This is a genomic window from Mesorhizobium sp. B2-4-17, assembly GCF_006441275.1.
Lineage (GTDB): Bacteria > Pseudomonadota > Alphaproteobacteria > Rhizobiales > Rhizobiaceae > Mesorhizobium.
Genome location: NZ_VFUX01000013.1, coordinates 17,734 through 39,776 on the forward strand (window position 1 = coordinate 17,734; position 22,043 = coordinate 39,776).

At 63.2% G+C, this 22,043-nt stretch carries 21 protein-coding genes; 4 read left to right on the top strand and 17 right to left on the bottom strand.

Annotated elements, in window-relative coordinates; genetic code table 11:
• Position 1: 1 nt before the first annotated feature.
• The 3 genes from FJ548_RS12145 to FJ548_RS12155 form a co-directional block, all read right to left on the bottom strand.
• Complete coding sequence (locus FJ548_RS12145) at positions 2–775, bottom strand: anti-sigma factor (RefSeq protein WP_140606874.1); 774 nt, start codon at positions 773–775, stop codon at positions 2–4.
• Complete coding sequence (locus FJ548_RS12150; RefSeq protein WP_246678634.1) at positions 772–1,293, bottom strand: sigma-70 family RNA polymerase sigma factor; 522 nt, start codon at positions 1,291–1,293, stop codon at positions 772–774. The genes FJ548_RS12145 and FJ548_RS12150 overlap by 4 nt, the downstream gene beginning before the upstream one ends.
• 125 nt (positions 1,294–1,418) lie before the next feature.
• Positions 1,419–2,012, bottom strand: coding sequence for a histidine phosphatase family protein (locus tag FJ548_RS12155; protein ID WP_140606872.1), 594 nt, complete (start codon positions 2,010–2,012; stop codon positions 1,419–1,421).
• A 131-nt stretch (positions 2,013–2,143) separates the two neighbouring features.
• Between FJ548_RS12155 and FJ548_RS12160 the strand changes: the two genes are divergently transcribed.
• Positions 2,144–3,328, top strand: a complete 1,185-nt coding sequence (locus FJ548_RS12160) for an amino acid aminotransferase (protein WP_140777976.1) — start codon at positions 2,144–2,146, stop codon at positions 3,326–3,328.
• 80 nt (positions 3,329–3,408) lie between these two features.
• Entirely contained in the window at positions 3,409–4,233 is an 825-nt protein-coding gene (mazG, locus tag FJ548_RS12165; RefSeq protein ID WP_140606870.1) for a nucleoside triphosphate pyrophosphohydrolase, read from the top strand.
• A gap of 60 nt (positions 4,234–4,293) precedes the next feature.
• Here mazG and hflX read toward each other — a convergent pair whose 3' ends face one another.
• The 8 genes from hflX to dusB all read right to left on the bottom strand — a co-directional run bounded on the left by hflX (position 4,294) and on the right by dusB (position 14,436).
• Positions 4,294–5,685: a GTPase HflX gene (hflX, locus tag FJ548_RS12170; RefSeq protein ID WP_140606869.1), complete on the bottom strand. Its 1,392-nt coding sequence runs from the start codon at positions 5,683–5,685 to the stop codon at positions 4,294–4,296.
• Positions 5,686–5,931: an RNA chaperone Hfq gene (hfq, locus tag FJ548_RS12175; protein WP_006202172.1), complete on the bottom strand. Its 246-nt coding sequence runs from the start codon at positions 5,929–5,931 to the stop codon at positions 5,686–5,688. It abuts the gene before it with no gap.
• Between the two features lie 145 nt (positions 5,932–6,076).
• Positions 6,077–6,940, bottom strand: coding sequence for a D-amino-acid transaminase (locus FJ548_RS12180; protein WP_140777977.1), 864 nt, complete (start codon positions 6,938–6,940; stop codon positions 6,077–6,079).
• A 99-nt stretch (positions 6,941–7,039) separates the two neighbouring features.
• A complete protein-coding gene (locus tag FJ548_RS12185; RefSeq protein ID WP_140606866.1) occupies positions 7,040–8,401 on the bottom strand; it encodes a sigma-54 dependent transcriptional regulator in 1,362 nt (453 codons plus the stop codon).
• A complete protein-coding gene (locus FJ548_RS12190) occupies positions 8,391–10,676 on the bottom strand; it encodes a PAS domain-containing sensor histidine kinase (RefSeq protein ID WP_181168783.1) in 2,286 nt (761 codons plus the stop codon). The genes FJ548_RS12185 and FJ548_RS12190 overlap by 11 nt, the downstream gene beginning before the upstream one ends.
• A 129-nt stretch (positions 10,677–10,805) precedes the next feature.
• Complete coding sequence (gene ntrC / locus FJ548_RS12195) at positions 10,806–12,266, bottom strand: nitrogen regulation protein NR(I) (RefSeq protein WP_140606865.1); 1,461 nt, start codon at positions 12,264–12,266, stop codon at positions 10,806–10,808.
• On the bottom strand, positions 12,263–13,411 hold the full coding sequence (locus FJ548_RS12200) for a nitrogen regulation protein NR(II) (protein WP_140606864.1): 1,149 nt from the start codon (positions 13,409–13,411) through the stop codon (positions 12,263–12,265). Before FJ548_RS12200 ends, ntrC begins: the two co-directional genes overlap by 4 nt.
• The gene (dusB, locus tag FJ548_RS12205) at positions 13,408–14,436 is read right to left on the bottom strand and encodes a tRNA dihydrouridine synthase DusB (RefSeq protein ID WP_140606863.1); all 1,029 of its coding nucleotides are present in this window, start codon (positions 14,434–14,436) and stop codon (positions 13,408–13,410) included. The genes FJ548_RS12200 and dusB overlap by 4 nt, the downstream gene beginning before the upstream one ends.
• 140 nt (positions 14,437–14,576) lie before the next feature.
• Between dusB and FJ548_RS12210 the strand changes: the two genes are divergently transcribed.
• Both FJ548_RS12210 and FJ548_RS12215 read left to right on the top strand, forming a co-directional pair.
• Complete coding sequence (locus FJ548_RS12210; protein ID WP_140606862.1) at positions 14,577–15,806, top strand: bifunctional 2-C-methyl-D-erythritol 4-phosphate cytidylyltransferase/2-C-methyl-D-erythritol 2,4-cyclodiphosphate synthase; 1,230 nt, start codon at positions 14,577–14,579, stop codon at positions 15,804–15,806.
• Entirely contained in the window at positions 15,803–16,291 is a 489-nt protein-coding gene (locus FJ548_RS12215) for a CinA family protein (RefSeq protein ID WP_140606861.1), read from the top strand. Before FJ548_RS12210 ends, FJ548_RS12215 begins: the two co-directional genes overlap by 4 nt.
• 72 nt (positions 16,292–16,363) lie before the next feature.
• Here the strand turns inward: FJ548_RS12215 and FJ548_RS12220 are convergent, their stop codons facing one another.
• From FJ548_RS12220 to FJ548_RS12245, 6 genes are all read right to left on the bottom strand, one after another.
• Positions 16,364–16,822, bottom strand: coding sequence for a type II toxin-antitoxin system RatA family toxin (locus tag FJ548_RS12220; RefSeq protein ID WP_140606860.1), 459 nt, complete (start codon positions 16,820–16,822; stop codon positions 16,364–16,366).
• A 115-nt stretch (positions 16,823–16,937) separates the two neighbouring features.
• Positions 16,938–17,903: a lipoyl synthase gene (lipA, locus tag FJ548_RS12225; protein ID WP_140606859.1), complete on the bottom strand. Its 966-nt coding sequence runs from the start codon at positions 17,901–17,903 to the stop codon at positions 16,938–16,940.
• A 134-nt stretch (positions 17,904–18,037) separates the two neighbouring features.
• On the bottom strand, positions 18,038–18,295 hold the full coding sequence (locus FJ548_RS12230) for a GlsB/YeaQ/YmgE family stress response membrane protein (RefSeq protein WP_140606858.1): 258 nt from the start codon (positions 18,293–18,295) through the stop codon (positions 18,038–18,040).
• A 102-nt stretch (positions 18,296–18,397) separates the two neighbouring features.
• Entirely contained in the window at positions 18,398–19,843 is a 1,446-nt protein-coding gene (lpdA, locus tag FJ548_RS12235) for a dihydrolipoyl dehydrogenase (protein ID WP_140777978.1), read from the bottom strand.
• 15 nt (positions 19,844–19,858) lie between these two features.
• Positions 19,859–20,494, bottom strand: coding sequence for an SGNH/GDSL hydrolase family protein (locus FJ548_RS12240; protein WP_140606856.1), 636 nt, complete (start codon positions 20,492–20,494; stop codon positions 19,859–19,861).
• Between the two features lie 166 nt (positions 20,495–20,660).
• Positions 20,661–22,034 (bottom strand): pyruvate dehydrogenase complex dihydrolipoamide acetyltransferase, encoded by a 1,374-nt coding sequence (locus FJ548_RS12245; RefSeq protein WP_140777979.1) that lies wholly within the window; start codon positions 22,032–22,034, stop codon positions 20,661–20,663.
• Positions 22,035–22,043: the final 9 nt, after the last annotated feature.

Sequence of the window (22,043 nt, forward strand, 5' to 3'; positions counted from 1 at the left end):
GTCAGTAAAGCGTTTTGGCGAGCGTCTCGGCGGCGCGGTCGAGATCATGAACCCCGCTGCGCGCGACCACCGCATAGGCGACCTCGCCGATCTGGAAGTAGGCCGCGGAAATGTCGCCTGAGAGCGCAATGGTCGGCTTGACCACGTCGAAGGTTCCCGGCCGGATCGCAAACAGCGACACCAGGCCCATGTCCGTGGTATCAGCCGCCATCTCGACGCTCGGGCCGAAACGTGACGGATAGACCTGCACGTCGCGCACCTTCCAGTCCTTGGGCAGCGAAGGCATGACGATCGCGGTCGCTGCACGGATCTCGCCGGCATTGTAGTTGGGTGCTTCCTGCTGCGAGGGCATGGTTTCGCGCACCAGCGTCGTCCTGTGTGCCCGCACCGCATCGTCGACATAGGCAGGCGGCTGCGGCGAAGCGACGACCTTGGTCACCGACATCGGCCCGATTATGCCGTTCGCCAGCCAGCCGGCGGCAACGAAGGCCGCAACGGCGGCAGCGCGCTGCAAGACGCCGAAGATTCGGCCGCGGGCAAGCCCCCTCTCCAACCGGCGGGCCGCATCAGCGGTCGCCGGCCGCGCCATGCCTTTCGAGCCGGCGAGCGCAACACGCAGTTCATCGCGGGTCCTGAGATCCGACATTACGCGCGCGGCCGCCTCCGGGCGGATCGACAGGAAGGCCTCGACCTCGATGCGGCGGGTGACATCAAGCTGGTCGTCGACATAGGCATCGAGGTCGGTGTCGGTCACGGGGTCGACAAGAGCGGTCATGAGTCGCCTCCCACAATCCTGAGATGATTTTTGCCGCACGTCGGGGCGGCGTCTTCCATCTGGCGCAAGGCGGCGCGCGCCCGGCCGATGCGCGACATCAGCGTGCCCAGCGGCACACCGGTGGCATTGGCCGCCTGCTGATAGGAAAGCCCTTCGATGGCGACCAGATGCAGCGCCGAACGCTGTTCTTCCGGCAGGTTGAAAAACGCGTCCCGCACCTGCGCCAGGCGCACCGAGTGCTCCTGCGGCGCCGGTGTGCTGGCGGCAGCAAGATATCTGGCCTGTTCGACACGCAGCGCTTCCGAGCGGCGCGAGCGCATGCGGTCAACAAACGCGTTGTGGACGATCGAGAGCAGCCACGCCCGCAGGTTTCCGCCGGAGCGAAAGGTGCCGCGCCGCTCATAGGCGCGCACCAGCGCGTCATGCACGAGGTCCTCGGCTTCCGCATTGTTACGCGTCAGCGACTGGGCGTAACGCCGCAGCGGCCCGAGCTGTCCAACAATATCGAAGCGTGGCATCGACCGTTTCATGCCCTGTTTACGGAGCATGTGGGGATTTTAATCCCGGCAGCGCTATTATTATTATCCGGGTTTGCCGGAGTACGTTCGGTGCCCTCGCCTCGCCTGGGCTTCGTAGAGCGCTGTCAGGCCCGAAGCGGTGTTGCCGGTTTGGGCACAGTTACGCCGCAGGCACGCAACACCCACCTGCGGCCGTCGCTGCGAAAATCGGTGATGCTGAGCGGCTCGATGTCGATCTTCCCGCCGGCGGTAAGCGGCGCACCAAGCACATGCAGGATCGCGGCGCGGATGATGCTGGCGTGCGTCACTGCGATTGTGTGGCCATGCTCGGCGATCAGTCGCCCCATCAAGTCCGAAGCCCTGCCTGCGACATCGGCAAGCGACTCGCCACCGTGCGGCGCCGCATTGGGGTCCGTGAGCCAGGCGGTGATGTCGGCGGGCTGCTCCGTCTGCACGTCCTCGAAACGCCCGCCGGCCCATCGGCCATGGTATCGATCGGCCAGAAGCGGTTCAACCGATGCGTCCAATGCCAGCGCCTCGGCGGTCTGCCGGGCACGAAGCGCCGGGGCTGTCCACACGCGGTCGGCACGGCGCAATGTTCCGCGCATAGCCTTCGCCAGCGTCAGCGATCGCGGCTCCAGCGGCTCATCCTCCGGGAACGCACCCTGCCGGGTCGCGGCCGTGGCACCGTTGCAGATCATCGTCAGCCGTACGAGCATAGAGCGTGCCTTCCCTCGAGCCGTTGAAAGCGGCACGGTCAGGTGCCGGTTTTTGCCTTGACGTAACCAAAACCGCTGGTGAAGCGCGCTCGATTTGCGTATCACTCCGCCGCGCCAACGGAACCATAGCGATGTTCGAAGATCTTCAGCCAGCTCCCGCCGACAAGATTCTTGCCCTGATCGGCCTCTATCGCGCGGATCCGCGTCCCAACAAAGTCGACCTTGGGGTCGGCGTCTACAAGGTTCGCGACGGCAAGACGCCGGTGATGCGTGCAGTGCGCGAAGCCGAAAAGCGGCTGCTGCAGGACCAGGATACCAAGACCTATCTCGGACTTGCCGGCGACACCGGGTTCAACATGGTGATGGCCAAGCTCGCCTTCGGCCCGGGCGCGGACATGTCGCGCATTCGTGCGGCGCAGGCGCCCGGCGGCTCCGGGGCGCTGCGGCTTGTGGCGGAACTGCTCAAGCGGACGCGCGCGGACGCAACCGTCTGGCTGTCGAACCCGACCTGGCCGAACCATATGCCGGTGATGCGCGCCGCCGGGCTGCAGATCCGCGAATACCCCTATTTCGATGCGGCCTCGGGCGCGGTTCGTTTCGAAGACATGCTGGCGGCGCTGCGGACGGCCAAGAGCGGCGACGTGGTGCTGCTGCATGGCTGCTGCCATAACCCGACCGGCGCCAACCTGGATGCTGCCCAGTGGGCTGCCGTTGCCGAACTGGTCGTCGAGCATGGCCTGCTGCCGTTTGTCGACATCGCCTACCAGGGCTTCGGTGACGGTCTCGAGGCCGACGCCCTCGGCTTGCGGCTGCTGGCGGCGAAAGTTCCCGAAATGGTTGTCGCGTCCAGTTGCTCGAAGAATTTTGCCGTCTACCGCGATCGTGTCGGCGCGGCAATGGTCCTGGCCAGGGACGGCGCGCAGGCCGATATGGCGATGAGCCAGATGCTGTCGGCGGCACGCGCCATGTATTCGATGCCGCCGGACCATGGGGCGGCGGCGGTGCGCATCGTGCTGGAAGACGCCGCCTTGCGTACCGACTGGGAAGCAGAGCTGGAAGAGATGCGCCTGCGCATGCTCCGTCTTCGTGTCCAGTTTGCGGAGGCACTGCGCCGGCAATCCAACTCCGACCGCTTCGACTTCGTCGCCAGCCATCGCGGCATGTTCTCGCGGCTTGGCCTCACGGAAGCGCAGGTCGAGCGGCTGCGCATCGAACGTGGCATCTACATGGTCGGCGACAGCCGCATCAATGTCGCCGGACTGCCCGAAGACGGCATGGATGACCTCGCCAAGGCCATCGTCTCCGTACTCGACTGAAGCGGCTCACCTGTGGACAAGGCGCCCTCGCCGGCTGACAGCATTGGCCGCGCGGCGGCCGCAGGATAGCATCCGCTACCATGACACCATCGAAAGACATTTCGCGGCTGATCGAGATCATGGCGGCACTGCGCGCGCCGAAGACGGGCTGCCCGTGGGACATCGAGCAGGATTTCTCGACCATCGCCCCCTATACGATCGAGGAAGCCTATGAGGTGGCGGATGCCATCGCGCGCGGCGACCTCGACGACCTGCGCGACGAACTCGGCGATCTCCTGCTGCAGGTCGTCTACCACGCGCAGATGGCCGAGGAAGCCGGCGAATTCACCTTCGGCGACGTGGTTGAGGCCATCACCACCAAGATGATCCGCCGCCATCCGCACGTCTTCGGCGACGAAAAGACCCGCAGCGCCGGCATGGCCAAAGGCATGTGGGAAAAGATCAAGGCGCAGGAGAAGGCTGAGAAGCGGCAGGCTCGCCTCAACCGGGGCCTCGACCCCGAAGACAACGGCAAGGGGTTTCTGGACAGCGTTCCAGTCGCCCTGCCCGCCTTGACGCGGGCGCTGAAACTTCAGGAGAAAGCTGCCCGTGTGGGCTTCGACTGGAGCGAGGCGGCCCCGATCCTCGACAAGATCGAGGAAGAGATCGGCGAACTGCGCGAAGCGCTGGCCAAGGGCGACACGGCGTCGATCAAGGATGAGTTCGGCGACATGCTGTTTGCCGTCGTCAACCTCGGCCGGCACCTCAAGCTCGATTCGGAAGCCGCGTTGAGCGGCACCAACGAAAAATTCCGGTCGCGCTTCCACTATGTCGAGCAGGCCCTGGAAAAGTCCGGCAACACGCTGGAAAACGCTGATCTGGCGGAGATGGAAGTGCTCTGGCAGGAAGCCAAGGGCGTAAAGTAGGCCTATAGACCAGCAATTCCAGACGGGAAACGGCTAGACTTTTCCTGGAATTGCTCCGATCTACCCGTTGTTCTTGCGGCGCAATCGGCTCTCTATCTCTTCGCGGGCGCTCCGCGTGGCCTTGAGCGAGATGGTGGCGCTGCCGTCATCATTGTCGGTGCGCGAAACGACATCGCCATTGCGGTAAAGCCAATCGACAAGACCGAATTGGGCTGGCTCGATCGTCACCGTCAGGTCCTCGATCTCGCCGGCCATCCGTGTCTCGATGATCGTCTTCAGCGCTTCGATGCCTTCGCCGGTCACCGCCGATATGGCGATCGGCGGACCCTTGATGCCGTCGGCTGCATCGGCAAGCAGCCGGCTCCTGTTGCCTTCGTCGAGTCGGTCGATCTTGTTCCAGACTTCGATCACACGCTTCGTGTCACTGGCATCGACGCCAAGGCCGGCCAGGATGCGCTCGACGTCCTCGGCTTGCGCTGCCGTGTCGGGATCGGAAATATCGCGCAGATGGATGACGAGATCGGCCTCGACCACCTCTTCCAGAGTGGCGCGAAAAGCGGCGATCAGATGCGTCGGCAGGTCGGAGATGAAACCGACAGTGTCCGACAGGATGATCGGCGTGCCATGTGGCAGACGCACGCGGCGAAGCGTCGGATCGAGCGTGGCGAACAGCATGTCCTGCGCCAACACCCCCGCCCCGGTCAGCTTGTTGAACAGCGTCGACTTGCCGGCATTGGTGTAGCCGACGATCGCCACCACCGGGAACGGCACCTTCTTGCGCTTGGCCCGGTGCAGGTCGCGTGTGCGCCGCACTGTTTCCAGCTCGTGCTTCAGCTTGATGATCTTTTCCTGCAGCTGCCGCCGGTCGGACTCGATCTGCGTTTCGCCGGGGCCGCCGAGAAACCCGGCGCCGCCGCGCTGGCGTTCAAGGTGGGTCCAGCTGCGCACGAGCCGGCCCTTCTGGTAGTTCAGATGCGCCAACTCGACCTGCAGCGTGCCTTCCTTGGTGCGGGCGCGCTCGCCGAAGATTTCCAGGATCAGGCCGGTGCGGTCCAGCACCTTGGCGTTGAATTCCTTTTCCAGATTGCGCTGCTGCACCGGGGTCAGCGGATGGTCGACGATGACCAGCTCCGCGCGGTTCTCCTTGACGATTTCGGCGAACTCTTCGACCTTGCCGCTGCCGAGCAAGGTCGCCGGGCGCGGGTCGTTGACCGTCACCACAGCCGTGTGGACCGGATCGAGATTGATGGCGCTGGCGAGGCCGACCGCCTCGTCGTGGCGCGCGTCGGCCGAACGCGTCAGCCGCGGACGATTGGTCTCGTCGTCACTGCGTGGCTGGCGGGTCAGGACCGGGACGATGACAACGGCCCGGGTTGGACCCTTGGCTTCCGTCCCGGGATCGTGCGCTGGTTTTCCGCGGACCGTGCCGTCCGCGTCTTTCTCACGTGCCAATCAGGCGCCCTGGCTTTCCTCGCCATCGAACATCTGAACCGGCTGGCTCGGCATGATCGTGGAAATGGCGTGCTTGTAGACGAGCTGAGAGTGACCGTCGCGGCGCAAAAGGACACAGAAATTGTCGAACGAAGTGACCACGCCGGTCAGCTTCACGCCGTTGATGAGAAAGATGGTGAGCGGGTTCTTGCTCTTGCGAACTGAATTCAGGAACAGGTCCTGAAGGTTTTGCGATCGTTCCGCCATTGTTCTTGTCTTTCGCCGATCCCCTTCGGTTTGCAAGCCAATGCGCCAAATTGTCGGGCCCATGTCAAGCGCGCAAACATCGTCTTGCCGTCAGTAACGACAAGCAGAACGAGATATATTGATGTTCATTCCACCTGTGCGGTTATCAGGCTGGACTTTTTTCCGCAATGTCAAAAAAGGCCTGCCGCAACGAAAGTGTTATTGATCCGGGGTGCCCATTGGCGACCGGATCGCCGTCGATAGCCACGATAGGCATCGCAATTGTCGTCGCGGAACTGATGAAGGCTTCCTTTGCCGCCTTGGCTTCGGCAACGGAAAAGCCACGCTCCTCGATCTTCAAGCCGAGCTTGGCCGCCACCTCGAACATGGTGGTGCGGGTGATGCCGCGCAGGATACCGTGCTCGGCCGGCCTCGTTACCAGGACGCCATCCCTGGTGATGATCCAGGCGTTCGACGAGCCACCTTCCTTGACGTTGCCATCGGTGTCGACGAACCAGGCTTCCTGCGCGCCGGCTTCCTTCGCCTTCTGTTTGGCCAGGACGTTGGGCAGCAGGCCGACGCTCTTGATGTCAACGCGATCCCAGCGATTCTCGGGCACGGTGATGACGGCAATGCCAGTTTCGGCGCGTTTGGTGCCTGCGGCGGGATCGGCCTTCCTCGCGGTCACCACCAGGGACGGCTTGATGTCCGCCGAAGGGAAGACGAAGTCGCGGCTGGCGACGCCGCGCGTCACCTGGACATAGACTAGGCCGTTCACGACATGGTTGCGGTTGACCACCTCGCGCAGGATGAGCGGCAGCACGTTGCGTGCGATCGGCCAGGCGATCGACAGTTCGGTCAGCGAGCGGTTGAGCCGGGCAAGGTGGCGTGGCATGTCGACGATGAAGCCACGGGCCACCTCGCAGACCTCGTAGACGCCATCGGCGAACTGGTAGCCGCGGTCCTCGATGTGGACGGCGGCGTCCGCATGAGCGACGTAGCGCCCGTTGACATAGGCAATGCGCGGCATTGGCGACCCCTGGAAAACTCTCGGGCTTTCTTATGCGATTCCGCCTTGGCCGTAACCGGCAAATGCTTGGCCCAGGCGCGGCTGATTGGATGTCGCGCGTCAGACGCCCAGCGACTTCAGCTTGCGATGCAGTGCTGAGCGTTCCATGCCGATGAATTCGGCGGTCTTGGAGATGTTGCCGCCAAACCGGTTGATCTGGGCGATCAGATAGTCCTTCTCGAACTGTTCACGCGCCTCGCGCAGCGGCAGCGCCATGATGTGCTGGTCGGATTGATTGGGCGTGCGTGGCATGACATCGCCGATCTCGGAAGGCAGAAGGTCAGCGGTGATCGGCGCATCGACATCGTCGCCACGCGCCAGGATCATCAGGCGCTCGACATTGTTGCGCAACTGGCGGACGTTGCCCGGCCAGTTATGCGCCTGCAGCACGGCCAGCGCGTCATCGCCGATGCGGCGCGGTTTTATGCCGGCCTGGCGGGCGATCTGCTTCATAAAATTATCGACGAGATAGGGAATATCCTCGCGCCGTTCGGCCAGGCCCGGCACCATGACCGGCACCACGGCCAGACGGTGGTAAAGATCCTCCCGGAAACGGCCGTCGGCAATCATGGCTTCCAGGTTCTGCGAGGTCGAGGAGATGATGCGGACGTCGACCTTGACCCGTTTGGTGCCCCCTACCCGCTCGAACTGCTGTTCGACCAGAACGCGCAGGATCTTGTTCTGCGTCTCGCGCGGCATATCGGCCACTTCGTCGATATAGAGAATGCCGCGATGGGCCTCCTCGAGTGCACCGACCTTGCGCTCGGTGCCGTTCGATTCGGTACCGAACAGCTCGATCTCCATGCGTTCGGGCGTGATGTTGGCGGCGCTCAGCGTCACGAACGGTGCGCCCTTGCGCGCCGACAGTGTATGGATGGCGCGTGCCGCCAGTTCTTTGCCCGACCCGGAAGGGCCAACGATCATCACACGGCTGTTGGTCGGCGCGACGCGCTCGATGGTCTGGCGCAGCTGGCTCATCGCCGACGACATGCCGATCAGGTCGAAAGTCTCGCCGCTGCGCTGCTTGAGATCGGAAACCTCGCGCCGCAACTTCGAAGTCTCGAGCGCACGCTCGGCGATAAGGATCAGCCTGTCGGCCTTGAACGGCTTTTCGATGAAGTCATAGGCGCCGCGCCGGATGGCGGAGACTGCTGTTTCGATGTTGCCGTGACCGGAGATCATCACCACCGGCAGGTTCGGGTGCATGGTCTTGATCTCGTCGAGCAAGGCCAGCCCGTCCAGACGCGAGCCCTGCAGCCAGATGTCGAGGAAAATCAGCCTCGGCGCCCGATCGGCGATGGCCGCCAGCGCGCTGTCGGCATCGAATGCCGTACGGGTTTCGTGACCTTCGTCGCTCAGGATGCCTGCGACGAGCTCGCGGATGTCTTCCTCGTCGTCGACGATGAGAATATCAGACGCCATTACCGACCTTTTCAGTTTCTCTTTCGTGTTCCGCCCTGCTTTCGCCGCGCGGTGGCGCGCCGGCCGCAGGCGGCAGGATGATGCTGATCATCGCGCCGCGCCCGCCATGGAAATCCGCGGGCGCATCATGGAGTTCCAGCCTGCCGCCATGGTCTTCCACGATCTTCTTGACGATAGCGAGACCAAGCCCGGTCCCCTTCTCGCGTGTGGTCATATAAGGCTCGAGCAGCCGTTGGCGATTCTCGCGCGGTAGGCCCTTGCCATTGTCGATGACGTCGATTCGAATTGCGCCATTCTGACGGCCGGCTTGAATCCGGATTATGCCGTGCGAACCGTCCTTTTGTTCCAGCCCGTCGATTGCCTCGGCGGCGTTCTTGATCACATTGCCGAAGGCCTGCGCCATCAGCCGGCTGTCGAAAGTGCCCTTCAGCGGCTCGTTGCCGAATATCCGTTCGAAGATAATGTCCGCGCGGCTGACTTCGACCAGGAACGAAGCCTCGCGCAGCGCTTCGCGCAGGTCTATGGCCTTCATCTCGGGTTTGGGCATGCGTGCGAAAGCCGAGAATTCATCGACCATGCGGCCGATGTCCTCGACCTGCCGAATGATCGTGTCGGTACACTGGTCGAAGACCTCGCGATCCTCGGTGATGACCTTGCCATAGCGGCGCTTGATGCGTTCGGCCGATAGCTGGATCGGCGTCAGCGGATTCTTGATCTCGTGGGCAATGCGGCGCGCCACGTCGGCCCAGGCGGAAGAGCGCTGGGCCTGGACCAGGTCGGTAATGTCGTCGACCGTCACGACATAGGATTTTTCCTCGGAGCCGTCGTCGCCAGCCTCGATGGTGATCTGGACATTGAAGGTCCGCTCGGCGCCGGCGCGATAGAAGGTCACCTGCTCGCGGTAGACCGGCTTGCCGGATTTGCGGCCGATCTCGAAGACGCGGCCGACATGCGGCAGAATGGCGGAAAGGTTCTGGCCGAGCGCGGCGCTGGCGGAGATGGCCAGCATCGATTCGGCCGAACGGTTGACGATGGTGATGATGCCGTAGGGATCGACGCCGATGACGCCCGCGGTGACGCCCGCGAGCACGGCCTCCGAAAAGCGCCGCCGCTCGTCGATCAGGTCCTTTGCCGACAGGATTTCGTTGCGCTGCGATTTCAACTCCAGCAGCATCTTGTTGAACGTGTCGCCGAGCGAGGCGACATCGCCGTCCGAAGGCCTGACGGGCACCGCGACGTCGAGATTGCCGGTCGCGACCTCGTCGGCGGCACCGATGAGCTGGCGGATGGGGCGCACAAGACGGTCGGCGACGGCAATGCCGGTCCAGATTGCCGACAGGATGATGATCAGCGTCAGCGACAGGTAAGGCAGCGCGAAGGCAACCTGCGAGGTGCGCCTGTTGTCTTCGAGATTGCGATACTCGTCCGTGTTGGACCTGACGATCTGCCGCGCCTTGATCACCTCGGGATCAACAAGGCGGATGGTGTAGAGATAGAGCCCCTCGATCTCGCGCAACTTGACGATGGCGCCCATGATGTTGCGGGTGCGCGGTTCGATCAGAACCGGCTTGCCGTCGCTGGCGCTGCTGACCGCACCTTCGGGCGGTTCCGGCATGGCGAAATCGGCATCGGTCTTGGCGCTCATGACGAAAGAACCGTCGGGCTTGATCAGCGCGGCATGGGCCAGTCCACGCCCCACGGATTCCTTATTCATCAGATCAAGAAAACCAGTCCGATCAAGACCATACAGCGTGCGGGACGCATCGAGGTCATAAGCCATCGACAATGTCGTGCCCTGCAGGTTGCGGGCATTTTCCTGCACATAGGCGTCGGCGATCGATAGCGAAGAATTGACGATCGTCTTGGTGCGAATCTCGAACCAGCGGTCGAGGCCGATATCGAGCGTTATCGAGGCGATGATCGCCACCATGATGGCGGGAATGGCTGCAACCAGCGCGAACATGGCGACGATGCGCACATGCAGCCGCGAGGCCGCCTTGCCATGACGGCGCGCCATGACGATGCGATGCACCTCGCGTCCGACCAGCGCGATGAGAACGAGGACGAAAGCGGCATTGAGCCCGATCAGCGCCCATGTCGTCTTGGCGTCTGGCGCAATCGGCGTTGCACCGACCAGGATGGCGAATGAAATGGCCGCCATGACCAACGCTCCGCCGACCGCAACCACGCCGGGCAGCGCCAGCAGGCGGCGCCCGTCGCGCGCGCCGGGTTCACTGAAAAGCTGTTTGTTGAGGGTCGGTGCCTGCGGAGCCATGTCGCCGTCTGGAGCCAGTGATTGCGTCCGATCTATGCAACGCATTGTGGCGATTATGCAACAAGTGTGACAACGACGGAAATCTTTCGCCGTTTAGTCCCCCGAAAAGAGGCGATGTCGGATCAGCGCTCAGCCCGGCCGCGATGATTTGTAGACGTTGACGCCCAGTTCGCGAATCTTCTTGCGCAGCGTATTACGGTTCAGCCCCAGCAGTTCCGCGGCCTTGATCTGGTTGCCGCGGGTTGCCGTCATCGAGGCCAGCACCAGCGGATATTCGACCTCGGACAGGATGCGCTGATAGAGGCCAGCGGGTGGCAGTTCGCCGGCGAACGAGGCGAAATAGCGCTGCAGGAAGTGCTCCACCGCCTGGCCGATCGATAGGTCGTCGGGAATGAGGTTGCCGCCGCCGGGCACCACGGGACGCTCGCCGGTCTTCAGCTCCGCCTCGATGATTTCGGCGGAGATCTCATCCTGCGAATAGAGCGCGGCCAGCCGGCGAACGAGGTTTTCCAGTTCACGCACGTTGCCCGGCCACGGATACCGCTTCATCAGTTCGATACCGCCGGACGAGATGCGCTTGGTCTGCAGCCCCTCCATCTCGCCGAGCTTGAAGAAGTGACGCACGAGATCTGGCACGTCCTCGGAACGCTCGCGCAACGCCGGCAGCCTGAGCGGCACGACGTTAAGGCGATAGAACAGATCCTCGCGGAACAACCCCTGATTGATGAGCGTGCGCAGATCCTTGTTGGTGGCTGCGACGATGCGCACGTCGGTCTTGATCGGCGTGCGGCCGCCAACCGTCGTGTACTCGCCCTGTTGCAGCACGCGCAGCAGGCGCGTCTGCGCCTCCATCGGCATGTCGCCGATCTCGTCGAGGAACAGCGTGCCGCCCTCGGCCTGCTCGAAGCGGCCGGTGGACCGGTTCTGAGCACCGGTGAAAGCGCCCTTCTCGTGCCCGAACAGCTCCGATTCGATGAGATCGCGCGGAATTGCCGCCATGTTAATGGCAACGAAAGGGCCGCCACGGCGACGGCCATACTCATGCAGCGCGCGCGCCACCAGTTCCTTACCGGTGCCGGATTCGCCCGAGATCATCACCGTCAGGTCGGTCTGCATCATGCGCGCCAGCATGCGGTAGATGTCCTGCATGGCCGCCGAGCGGCCGACCAGCGGCATCGTTTCGGGCTGCTCTTCCGGCCGCGCATCGATCTTCGGCCGTCGCGGCTCCGACAGCGCCCGGTTGACGATGTTGAGGAGCTCGGTCAGATCGAAGGGTTTTGGCAGATATTCGTACGCGCCGGTTTCGGAGGCGCGAATCGCCGTCATGAAAGTGTTTTGCGCGCTCATGACGATAACGGGCAGCTCCGGCCGCGCCTTCTTGATGCGCGGCAGCATGTCGAAGGCGTTCTCGTCCGGCATTACCACGTCGGTGATGACGAGGTCGCCCTCGCCAGCCGCCACCCAACGCCACAATGTCGAGGCATTGGAGGTGACGCGCACCTCGTGACCGACGCGGGAGAGCGCCTGATTGAGCACCGTGCGGATCGCCGCGTCGTCGTCGGCGACGAGAATATTGCCGCGTGCGCTCATTTGCGGTCTCCTTCAGCGTCTTGATCGCCGCCATGCGCGGTTTCCTTCCAGGCCGGCATCAGGACGCGGAAGGTCGTCGCGCGCGGGCGCGGGGTCGAATCGCATTCGATGATGCCGCCATGCTCGCCGACGATCTTGGCGACGAGCGCCAGCCCCAGCCCCGAGCCGTTCGGCTTGGTGGTGATGAAGGGATCGAACAGGATAGGCAGGATATCCTCCGAGACGCCGGAGCCGTTGTCGCGCACGCAGAACTCCAGCGGCAGCGACACGCGGTCCTGTGTGCCTGGAACGGAAACGCGAATACCTGGCCTGAAGGCGGTCGACAGTACGATCTCGCCCTGTGGGTCGCTGCCGATCGCCTCGGCGGCATTCTTGATCAGGTTGAGGAACACCTGGATGAGTTGGTCACGGTTGGCGAATACCGGAGGCAACGACGGATCATAGTCCTCCAGAATCTTGATTCTCTTTGCAAAACCATTCTTGGCGATCGCCTTCACATGGTCGAGCACGACATGGATGTTGACAGGGTAGCGGTCGATCGGCCGCTCGTCGGAAAATACCTCCATGCGATCGACCAGCGACACGATGCGGTCGGTCTCGTCGGTGATCAGCCGGGTCAGCGCGCGGTCCTCGTCGGAGGCGGACAGTTCGAGCAATTGGGCGGCGCCGCGGATGCCGGAGAGCGGGTTCTTGATCTCATGCGCCAGCATCGCCGCCAGGCCGGTCACCGAGCGCGCGGCACCGCGATGCGTCATCTGCCGGTCGATCTTGTCGGCCATCGACCGTTCCTGGAACATCACCACGACGGAGCCCGGGAATTCCGTCACCGGCGCGGCATAGAGATCGACCACCTTCTCGATGCCGAGGCGTGGCGACGACACGTCGACCCGGTACTCGTTGACTGGAGCCCGTCGCTCACGCACCTGGTCGACCAGCGTCAACAACGGGCTGCCGAAGGGAATGAGCTTGGACAGGGTGTTGCGCGCCAGCATGGTCGCGCTCGCGCGAAAGAAATCCTCGGCATCGGCGTTGGCGAAGGTGATGAATCCTTCCTCGCTGATCATGATCACCGGGCGACGGATGGTGTTGAGGACGATCTGGGCGGCATTCGCCCTATCAGCGCCCTGGCCAGCGGTGGCGTTCATGCGGCGCTCCGCAGCTTCAAGGGTTGCGGATGGCGCGAAAACACATCGCGCAGCAGGGCGATGACGCGGGCCGGTTCGAACGCGGTCAGGATCGCCTTCCGGCTGTCGTCGGCGACGCCACCAGCATGGCGATCGAGATACCAGCCCAGATGCTTGCGCGCTTGGCGCAAGCCGCTCTCGACACCATAAAGCGCCAGCATGTCCTCGTAGTGCGCGACGACGTAATCGGCCAATACGGCGGGATTCTGCGGCACGTTGGCCGCCGTTTCACCGGCTGCCGCAGCAGCAATGCCACCGGCGATCCAGGGCGCGCCATAATGCGCGCGGCCGACCATCACCGCATCGGCGCCGGACTGATCGAGAATGGCGGCCGCCTCGGCCGGGGAGCAGACATCGCCATTGGCGACCACCGGAATGGATACGGCCTCTTTGACGCGAGCGATCGCACGCCAGTCGGCCTTGCCCTGATAGAACTGGCAGCGCGTGCGGCCGTGCACCGTTACCATCGTGACACCGGCCTGTTCGGCGCGTCGCGCAAGTGTGGGCGCGTTGAGGGCATCTTCGTCCCAGCCCAACCGCATCTTGACCGTCACCGGCACCTTGACCGCTCCGACCACGGCTTCGATCAGCGATAGCGCATGATCAAGATCGAGCATCAGCGCCGAGCCGGCATAGCCGCCGGTAACCTTCTTGGCTGGGCAGCCCATGTTGATGTCGATGATGTCGGCGCCCTCGCCGGCAGCTATACGCGCGCCTTCGGCCATATGGATCGCCTCGCGGCCGGCAAGCTGCACCATGTGGACCGGCAAGCCTGAATGTCGTATGCGCAGGTCGAAACCCGCCCGGCCCTTGGCGAGCTCCCCGCTGGCCACCATTTCGGACACGACAAGACCCGCGCCATGCGCATGGGCACGGCGCCTGAAGGGCTCATCCGTAATTCCCGACATCGGCGCGAGGAAAACGCGATTGCGGATACTCACGCCACCGACATCGAGAGGTGCGGCCAGTTTGGTCACATTAATCATGCACAAAAACCAAGCATGTCCATTCGTTGCACATTCTCTAGCCAGAACCGCCGCAATGTGCAACGCGGAATGACGCCACATTAAGGCGCAATTGGGAAAATGCTGGCCTTCGGCCTTGGCCGCGACTAGGACCAATCGGCATGACGGACGCAAGTGAAAATCACGTTTCGGAGGCGGATGGCGAAGTCGGGGTGGTAATCGTCGCCGCCGGCCGCGGGGCGCGTGCCGGGCAGGCCAATGGACCCAAGCAATACCAAAGCATCGGCGGGCGCGCCGTCATTGCGCACACGCTGGACATGTTCCTGGCTCATCCCCGAACGGGCCGGATCGTCGTCGCCATCCATGCCGACGATCATGAGCTGTTCCGGCAAGCGGCCGGCGCCGCCGCCGGGCGGGTGACAGCCGTCATGGGCGGCCCGACACGGCAGGAGTCCGTCCGGCTCGGGTTGCTTGCGCTGATGGAGCACGCGCCAAGCCAGGTTCTGATTCACGACGCCGTCCGGCCGTTCGTCGACGCGGAATTGATCGACCGCACCATCGCCGCCATCACCGAACACGAAGGGGCGCTGCCCGCCCTGCCCGTCGCCGAGACGCTGAAGCGAGAATCAACCTCCGGCGTGGTCGCGGAGACTGTTTCCCGCAGCGGGCTGCACGCTGCGCAAACGCCGCAAGGTTTCCCCTACGCGCCAATTCTTGCCGCGCACAACAAGGCGCATCTGCTGGGCAGACTGGACTTTACCGACGACGCGGCCATCGCCGAATGGGCGCATATTCCAGTCAAGCTCGTTCCCGGCTCGCCAGACAATGTCAAACTCACATGGGCACGGGACATCGCCATGGCGCATCAGAGGCTTTCCAACATGCCGATACACTTTCCCGACATCCGCACCGGTAACGGCTACGACGTCCATGCCTTCGAAGCCGGAGACCACGTCACCCTGTGCGGCGTCGCCATTCCGCATGAGAAGAAGCTGTCGGGCCATTCTGACGCCGATGTCGGGCTGCACGCCCTGACCGATGCGCTGCTGGCGACATGCGGCGCCGGCGACATCGGCACGCATTTCCCGCCGTCCGACCCGCAATGGAAAGGTGCCGCGTCCCGGATATTCGTCGAACACGCGGCGAGACTGGTGCGTAAGCGCGGCGGGCGCATCGCCAATGCCGACATCACGCTGATTTGCGAGGCGCCGCGCGTCGGCCCGCACCGCGAGGCGATGACATCAGCCCTTTCACGGATGCTGGGCATTGCCGCCGACCGCATCTCGATCAAGGCGACGACCAACGAGAAGCTCGGCTTCATCGGCCGCGAAGAGGGCATTGCGGCGATCGCCACGGCCAGCGTGGTGTTTCCCGGCGAGGTGCCGGAATGAGCAATAGCGAGCTGGCAATCGCTCTGTTGGAGGCCTGCCGGGAGCGCGGCATCATGGTGGCGACGGCGGAAAGCTGCACCGGCGGCATGATCATCGCCGCGCTGACCGACATCGCCGGCTCCTCCGCGGTGGTCGACCGGGGCTTCATCACCTATTCCAATGAAGCCAAGATGGACATGCTTGGTGTTGGCGCCGCCACACTCGACGCGCATGGTGCGGTATCGTGCGAGACAGCGGTCGAGATGGCAGCCGGTGCGCTTGCACGATCGTGGGCCGGGCTAACCCTGGCAGTCACCGGCATCGCCGGGCCTGGCGGCGGTTCAGTGGAAAAGCCCGTCGGCCTGGTGTGGTTCGGCGTCGGCTTGGACGGCAAGATGGTCACTGCAGAACGGATGCTCTTTGCTGACAAGGGCCGCGATTTCATTCGCCGCGAAACGGTCAGGCACGCACTGGAACTTGGGCTGAAAGCTCTTGGCCGGCATTAAAGCGCCACGGCGCGATTGGTGATGTGCATGTCGTTGTTCCAAAAACCGCTGCGTAGTTTTGGGCGACCTGCATCAGGCTGAGGGCGCGACACCATAGATGACGTTGGCGCGCTTTTCGAACGCCTCGGCGAACATGCGGAAGGCACGGTCGAACATGGTGCCCATCAGCGCGCCCAGAATGCGGCTCTTGAACTCGTAATCGATGAAGAAACGGACGGCGCAGCCGTCGCCATCGGGCTCGAAACGCCAGACATTGCTCAGATATTTGAACGGGCCGTCAATGTACTTCACGTCGATGGCGTTTTCGTCGGGTTTCAGCAGCACCTGCGTGGTGAAGGTCTCGCGGATCGCCTTGTAGCCGATGCTCATGTCGGCGACGAGGATGGTGCGCCCGTCGCGCTCCTTGCGCGAGCGCACCGTCAGCGCTTCGCACAGCGGCAGGAATTGCGGATAGGCCTCGATGTCGGCGACCAGCGCGAACATCTGCTGCGGCGTATGGGCGACGCGGCGGGTGGCTTCGAATTTCGGCATGAAACCGGCTCTAGAGCACTTCGCGTCGAAACGGCTTCATGCGACGCGCTTTAGATTCGTTGTTTTCATGCATGTCGTTCTTCCAAAATCGAGGTCACTTTTGGGCGACATGCGTTTAGAGCGATTTCTCAAGCTGGGCTTCGCGCGCCGCGCGCAGCCTGGCGAAATCGTCGCCGGCGTGGTGCGATGAACGCGTCAGCGGGCTCGACGCCATCAGCAGAAACCCCTTGGTCCGGCCGATCGTCTCAAAGGACTTGAACTCCTCCGGCGTGACGAAGCGGATCACCGGATGGTGCTTCTTCGACGGCTGCAGATACTGACCGATCGTCATGAAGTCGACATTGGCCGAACGCAGATCGTCCATTAGCTGCAGGATTTCGTTCCGCTCCTCGCCCAGGCCGACCATGATGCCGGACTTGGTGAAGATCGACGGATCGAGTTCCTTGACCCGCTGCAACAGCCTGATCGAGTGGAAATAGCGGGCGCCCGGCCTGACCTTCAGATAGTTCGACGGCACGGTTTCCAGATTGTGATTGAAAACGTCGGGCCTGGCCGCCACGACGATCTCCAGCGCGCCGTCCTTGCGCAGGAAATCGGGCGTCAGGATTTCAATCGTGGTCGACGGCGTTGCGGCGCGGATGGCCCGAATAACATCGGCGAAGTGCTGCGCGCCGCCATCGGCGAGGTCGTCGCGGTCGACCGAGGTGATGACGACGTGGCTAAGACCCATCTGCTTGACTGCATGCGCGACACGGGCCGGCTCATCGGGATCGAGGGCTGTCGGAATGCCGGTGGCGACGTTGCAGAAGGCGCAGGCGCGCGTGCAGATCTCGCCCATGATCATGAAGGTGGCGTGCTTCTTTTCCCAGCACTCGCCAATATTCGGGCAACCGGCCTCTTCGCAGACGGTCACCAGCTTGTGGGATTTCACGATCTCCCGCGTCTCGGCATAGCCTTTGGAGACCGGCGCCTTGACGCGGATCCAGTCGGGCTTGCGCAACACCTCCTGGTCAGGCTTGTGCGCCTTCTCGGGATGCCGCAGCCGCGGCGCGTTGGCGATCGTATCGAGGACGGTGACCATCTTAACCCTGGTTTTCTTCGCGACCGCCGCCGGCGATCGTCACTTCCACGTCATCTAGGACTTTTCAACACAAAGAAAAAGGCTGCGGCGGCACATGCCGCCACAACCGTTTTCGCATAGCGGAATGGTATCGACTAGCGGCGCACCAGGCGCCCTACCCAGATCAGCAGGCAGGCGCCGATGAAGCCGGTGATCAGATAGGCGGTCCAGCCGACCCCGAAGACGCCGATGTTCAGGGCCTGCAGGATCGCGTTCAGCACGATTGCGCCCACGATGCCGAGAACCATGTTCATGAAGATACCGGTGTTGCTCTTCATGACCATTTCGGCGAGCCAGCCCGCCAAGCCTCCGATGATGATCGCTGCTATCCAGCCGACGCCATTCAAGTGCATATGCCCTCTCCTTGTGTGATGGGTGAAAATGCATCCGGAAACGAACTACTTTGCCAGCGAGCTCCTGCGGCCTGCGCATCTGAGTCTCGTGCAAGCAATTTATCATGCGTTCAGCGCGCGGCCATAGGCGTCGAGCACGCTTTCCTTCATCATCTCTGACAGCGTCGGATGCGGGAAGATGGTGTGCATAAGTTCTTCCTCGGTCGTTTCGAGGTTCATCGCCACGACAAAACCCTGGATCAGTTCGGTCACTTCGGCGCCGACCATGTGCGCGCCGAGCAACTGACCCGTCTTCTTGTCGAAGATGGTCTTGATGAAGCCCTGATCCTCGCCGAGCGCGATCGCCTTGCCGTTGGCGGCGAACTGGAAACGACCGACGCGGATATCCTTGCCTTCGGCCTTGGCCCTGGCTTCCGTGAGACCAACGGAGGCGACTTGCGGATTGCAGTAGGTGCAGCCGGGAATCTTGAGCTTGTCGATGGCATGCACGCCGGGAAAGTTGGCGATCTTCTCGACGCACACCACGCCTTCATGCTCGGCCTTGTGGGCCAGCATCGGCGGGCCGGCGACATCGCCGATGGCGTAGATGCCGGGTACGTTCGTCTTGCCGTAACCGTCGACAACGACGCAACCGCGATCCGTCTTCACGCCAAGCGCTTCAAGACCGAGATTCTCGACGTTGCCTTGCACGCCGACGGCCGAGATCATGCGGTCGGCGGTGATCTTCTCGACCTTGCCATCCTTCATCTCGACATGCGCGGTGACCGAGTTGGCACCCTTCTCGACCTTGGTCACCTTGGCTTCGAGGATGATCTTCATGCCTTGTTTCTCGAACTGCTTTTGCGCGAATTTCGAGACTTCGGCGTCCTCCACCGGCACTACCGCCGGCAGCAGTTCGACCACCGTCACCTCCGCACCCATGGTGCGATAGAAGGAGGCGAACTCGATGCCGATGGCGCCCGAACCCATCACCAGCAGCGACTTCGGCATCTCCTTCGGCACCATGGCCTCGAAATAGGTCCAGATCAGCTTGCCGTCCGGTTCGATGCCGGGCAGCGCGCGCGGCCTGGCGCCGGTCGCCAGGATGATATGCTTGGCGCTGTAGGTGCCCTCACCCTTGACGCCCTTCGGCACCGGCGGCTGCGGTTCCATCGGCTTCTTGGCCGTCTTGGACACGACGATCTCGCCCGGCTTGGAAAGCTTGGCCTCACCCCAGATGACGTCGACCTTGTTCTTCTTCATCAAGAAGGCAACGCCGCCATTGAGCCGCAGCGAAACCTTGCGGGACCGATCGACCACGGCCGCCGTGTCGGCGCTCACCTTGCCGTCGAGCTTCAACCCATAATCCTTCAAATGATCCGAATAGTGCATGATCTCGGCCGAGCGCAGCAGCGCCTTGGTCGGAATGCAGCCCCAGTTGAGACATATGCCGCCGAGATGCTCGCGCTCGACGATCGCCGTCTTGAAGCCAAGCTGGGCGGAACGCACCGCCGCGACATAGCCGCCGGGACCGGAGCCGATAATGATGACGTCGTAGTTCTCAGCCACGGTTTTCTCCTTCAATCACAATTCCAGCATCACGCGCACGACTGGCGTCAGCGCCTTGCCGATGTTCCGGGTGTTTTCGGCGTCGAGATGGACGCCATCGAGCGGCGTGGTTTGCGCTACGGTAGCTGCATCGAAGAAACCGCAACCGGCCTCGTCGGCCAGCGCCTCATACTGCGATGCCAGATACTTCGAAGCGTCATCGCCGCCGGCATACATTTCCTTGAAGTCGGCATTTTCGGTGCGGCTGACAACAGGAGGCGAGACGACCAGTATCTGCGGCGCTTCCCAGTCGAACGGGTAGTCGTGGCCGCGCACGATGTCGATCAGCCGCCGCATCCCTTGCTTGGCCGCGACCGGATTGCCATGGATCCACGGCTTCATGTCGTTGGCACCGAGCAGGATGATGATCAGGTCGATAGGCGCATGCGTGGTCAGAGCCGTCGGCAGCAGCCTGGCGCCGTTGCGATCGGCACCAGCCAGATGATCATCGAAGGCCGTGGTGCGGCCATTCAGGCCGTCGGCGATGACCTGAACGCCTCCGCCAAGCCCAGCCTGCAGCACGCTTGGCCAGCGATCCTCAAACGCGTGACGGCCGCCCTCGGCATTGTAGGCCCAGGTCAGCGAGTCACCGTAGCAAAGCACCGTCTTCATCCGTTCAATCCGCCCTTCCACCAGCCAAGCCGCGCTTCACACGCCAGCTTACAAACTGGCGTCGGTGATGACGGCCAGCTTCCCGCGCGAGAAGGCCGCCGGCGAATCCGGAGAGAATGAGGGCGAAAAGGCTGGTGAAGAATTTCCGCACCGCCTTCTCCTTTGCCTAGACCAGCATGCCCATCGGGTTCTCGATCAGCCGCTTGAAGGCAACGAGCAGTTCCGCACCCAGCGCTCCATCGACTGCCCGGTGGTCGGTCGACAGCGTCACTGACATCACCGTGGCGATTTTGATCTCGCCATTCCTGACCACCGCCCGCTCCTCGCCGGCACCCACCGCCAGGATCGTCGCATGCGGCGGATTGATCACCGCGGCGAAGTCTTTGATGCCGAACATGCCGAGGTTGGACACCGCCGTGGTGCCGCCCTGATATTCCTCCGGCTTCAGCTTGCGGCTGCGGGCACGGCTGGCCAGATCCTTCATCTCGTTGGAGATGGTGGACAGCGTCTTTTCGTCCGCCCTGCGGATGATCGGCGTGATCAGCCCACCGGGGATCGACACGGCAACGCCGACATCGGCGTGCTTGTGCTTGACCATGGCGCTCTCGGTCCACGAGGCATTGGCGTCCGGCACCGCCTTCAGAGCCATGGCCATGGCCTTGATCACCATGTCGTTGACCGAGAGCTTGTAGGCGGGTGCCTCACCCTTATCGGTCTTCTTTGTCGGTGCGGCCGCATTGAGCTGCGAGCGCAGCGCCAGCAGCGCGTCGAGTTCGCAATCGAGCGTCAGGTAGAAATGCGGGATGGTGGTCTTGGCCTCCACCAGCCGCCGCGCGATGGTCTTGCGCATATTGTCGTGCGGGACGAGATCGTAGGAGCCTTCCTCGAACAGCTTCAGCACCTGATCGTCCGACATCGCTTTCGGCGCTGGGGCAGCTGAGGCAGCAGCAGGCGCGCCAGCTGGAGCCTTAGCCGCAGGGGCTGCCTTGGCACCGCCGCCGGCAATCGCGGCGTCGACATCGGCCTTCACCACACGGCCATGCGGGCCGGTGCCGGTCACGGCCGAGACATCGACGCCAGCCTCCTTGGCGATACGGCGGGCAAGCGGCGATGCAAAGGTGCGCTCGCCGGCCGCATGACCATTGCCGGTCGGAGCCGCCTTTGGTGCGGTAACGGCAGGTTCAGACTTCGGGGCCTCGGCCTTTGGTGCGTCTGTCTTGGGAGAATCCGCCTTCGCTGCTTCGGCTTTCACTGGCGCGGCACCACCACCGGTCCTGGCGGCAGCGCTTGCATTTTCGCCCTCGGCGGCGAGCACAGCGATCAGCGCGTTGACCTTGACGCCCTCCGTGCCGGCGGGGACGACGAGCTTTGCAACCGTTCCCTCATCGACGGCTTCGACTTCCATCGTTGCCTTGTCGGTCTCGATCTCCGCAATGACATCGCCGGGCGAAACCTTGTCGCCCTCCTTGACCAGCCATTTCGAAAGATTGCCCTCTTCCATCGTGGGCGAGAGCGCCGGCATGGTGATGTTGATTGGCATTTTGTCCTC

Bases quoted from the DNA above. Each gene is read 5' to 3' on its own strand.
- FJ548_RS12145 (WP_140606874.1), bottom strand. From the start codon at position 775: ATGACCGCTCTTGTCGACCCCGTGACCGACACCGACCTCGATGCCTAT.
- FJ548_RS12150 (WP_246678634.1), bottom strand. From the start codon at position 1,293: ATGCCACGCTTCGATATTGTTGGACAGCTCGGGCCGCTGCGGCGTTAC.
- FJ548_RS12155 (WP_140606872.1), bottom strand. From the start codon at position 2,012: ATGCTCGTACGGCTGACGATGATCTGCAACGGTGCCACGGCCGCGACC.
- FJ548_RS12160 (WP_140777976.1), top strand. From the start codon at position 2,144: ATGTTCGAAGATCTTCAGCCAGCTCCCGCCGACAAGATTCTTGCCCTG.
- mazG (WP_140606870.1), top strand. From the start codon at position 3,409: ATGACACCATCGAAAGACATTTCGCGGCTGATCGAGATCATGGCGGCA.
- hfq (WP_006202172.1), bottom strand. From the start codon at position 5,931: ATGGCGGAACGATCGCAAAACCTTCAGGACCTGTTCCTGAATTCAGTT.
- FJ548_RS12180 (WP_140777977.1), bottom strand. From the start codon at position 6,940: ATGCCGCGCATTGCCTATGTCAACGGGCGCTACGTCGCTCATGCGGAC.
- FJ548_RS12185 (WP_140606866.1), bottom strand. From the start codon at position 8,401: ATGGCGTCTGATATTCTCATCGTCGACGACGAGGAAGACATCCGCGAG.
- FJ548_RS12190 (WP_181168783.1), bottom strand. From the start codon at position 10,676: ATGGCTCCGCAGGCACCGACCCTCAACAAACAGCTTTTCAGTGAACCC.
- ntrC (WP_140606865.1), bottom strand. From the start codon at position 12,266: ATGAGCGCACGCGGCAATATTCTCGTCGCCGACGACGACGCGGCGATC.
- FJ548_RS12200 (WP_140606864.1), bottom strand. From the start codon at position 13,411: ATGAACGCCACCGCTGGCCAGGGCGCTGATAGGGCGAATGCCGCCCAG.
- dusB (WP_140606863.1), bottom strand. From the start codon at position 14,436: ATGATTAATGTGACCAAACTGGCCGCACCTCTCGATGTCGGTGGCGTG.
- FJ548_RS12210 (WP_140606862.1), top strand. From the start codon at position 14,577: ATGACGGACGCAAGTGAAAATCACGTTTCGGAGGCGGATGGCGAAGTC.
- FJ548_RS12215 (WP_140606861.1), top strand. From the start codon at position 15,803: ATGAGCAATAGCGAGCTGGCAATCGCTCTGTTGGAGGCCTGCCGGGAG.
- FJ548_RS12220 (WP_140606860.1), bottom strand. From the start codon at position 16,822: ATGCCGAAATTCGAAGCCACCCGCCGCGTCGCCCATACGCCGCAGCAG.
- lipA (WP_140606859.1), bottom strand. From the start codon at position 17,903: ATGGTCACCGTCCTCGATACGATCGCCAACGCGCCGCGGCTGCGGCAT.
- FJ548_RS12230 (WP_140606858.1), bottom strand. From the start codon at position 18,295: ATGCACTTGAATGGCGTCGGCTGGATAGCAGCGATCATCATCGGAGGC.
- FJ548_RS12240 (WP_140606856.1), bottom strand. From the start codon at position 20,494: ATGAAGACGGTGCTTTGCTACGGTGACTCGCTGACCTGGGCCTACAAT.
- FJ548_RS12245 (WP_140777979.1), bottom strand. From the start codon at position 22,034: ATGCCAATCAACATCACCATGCCGGCGCTCTCGCCCACGATGGAAGAG.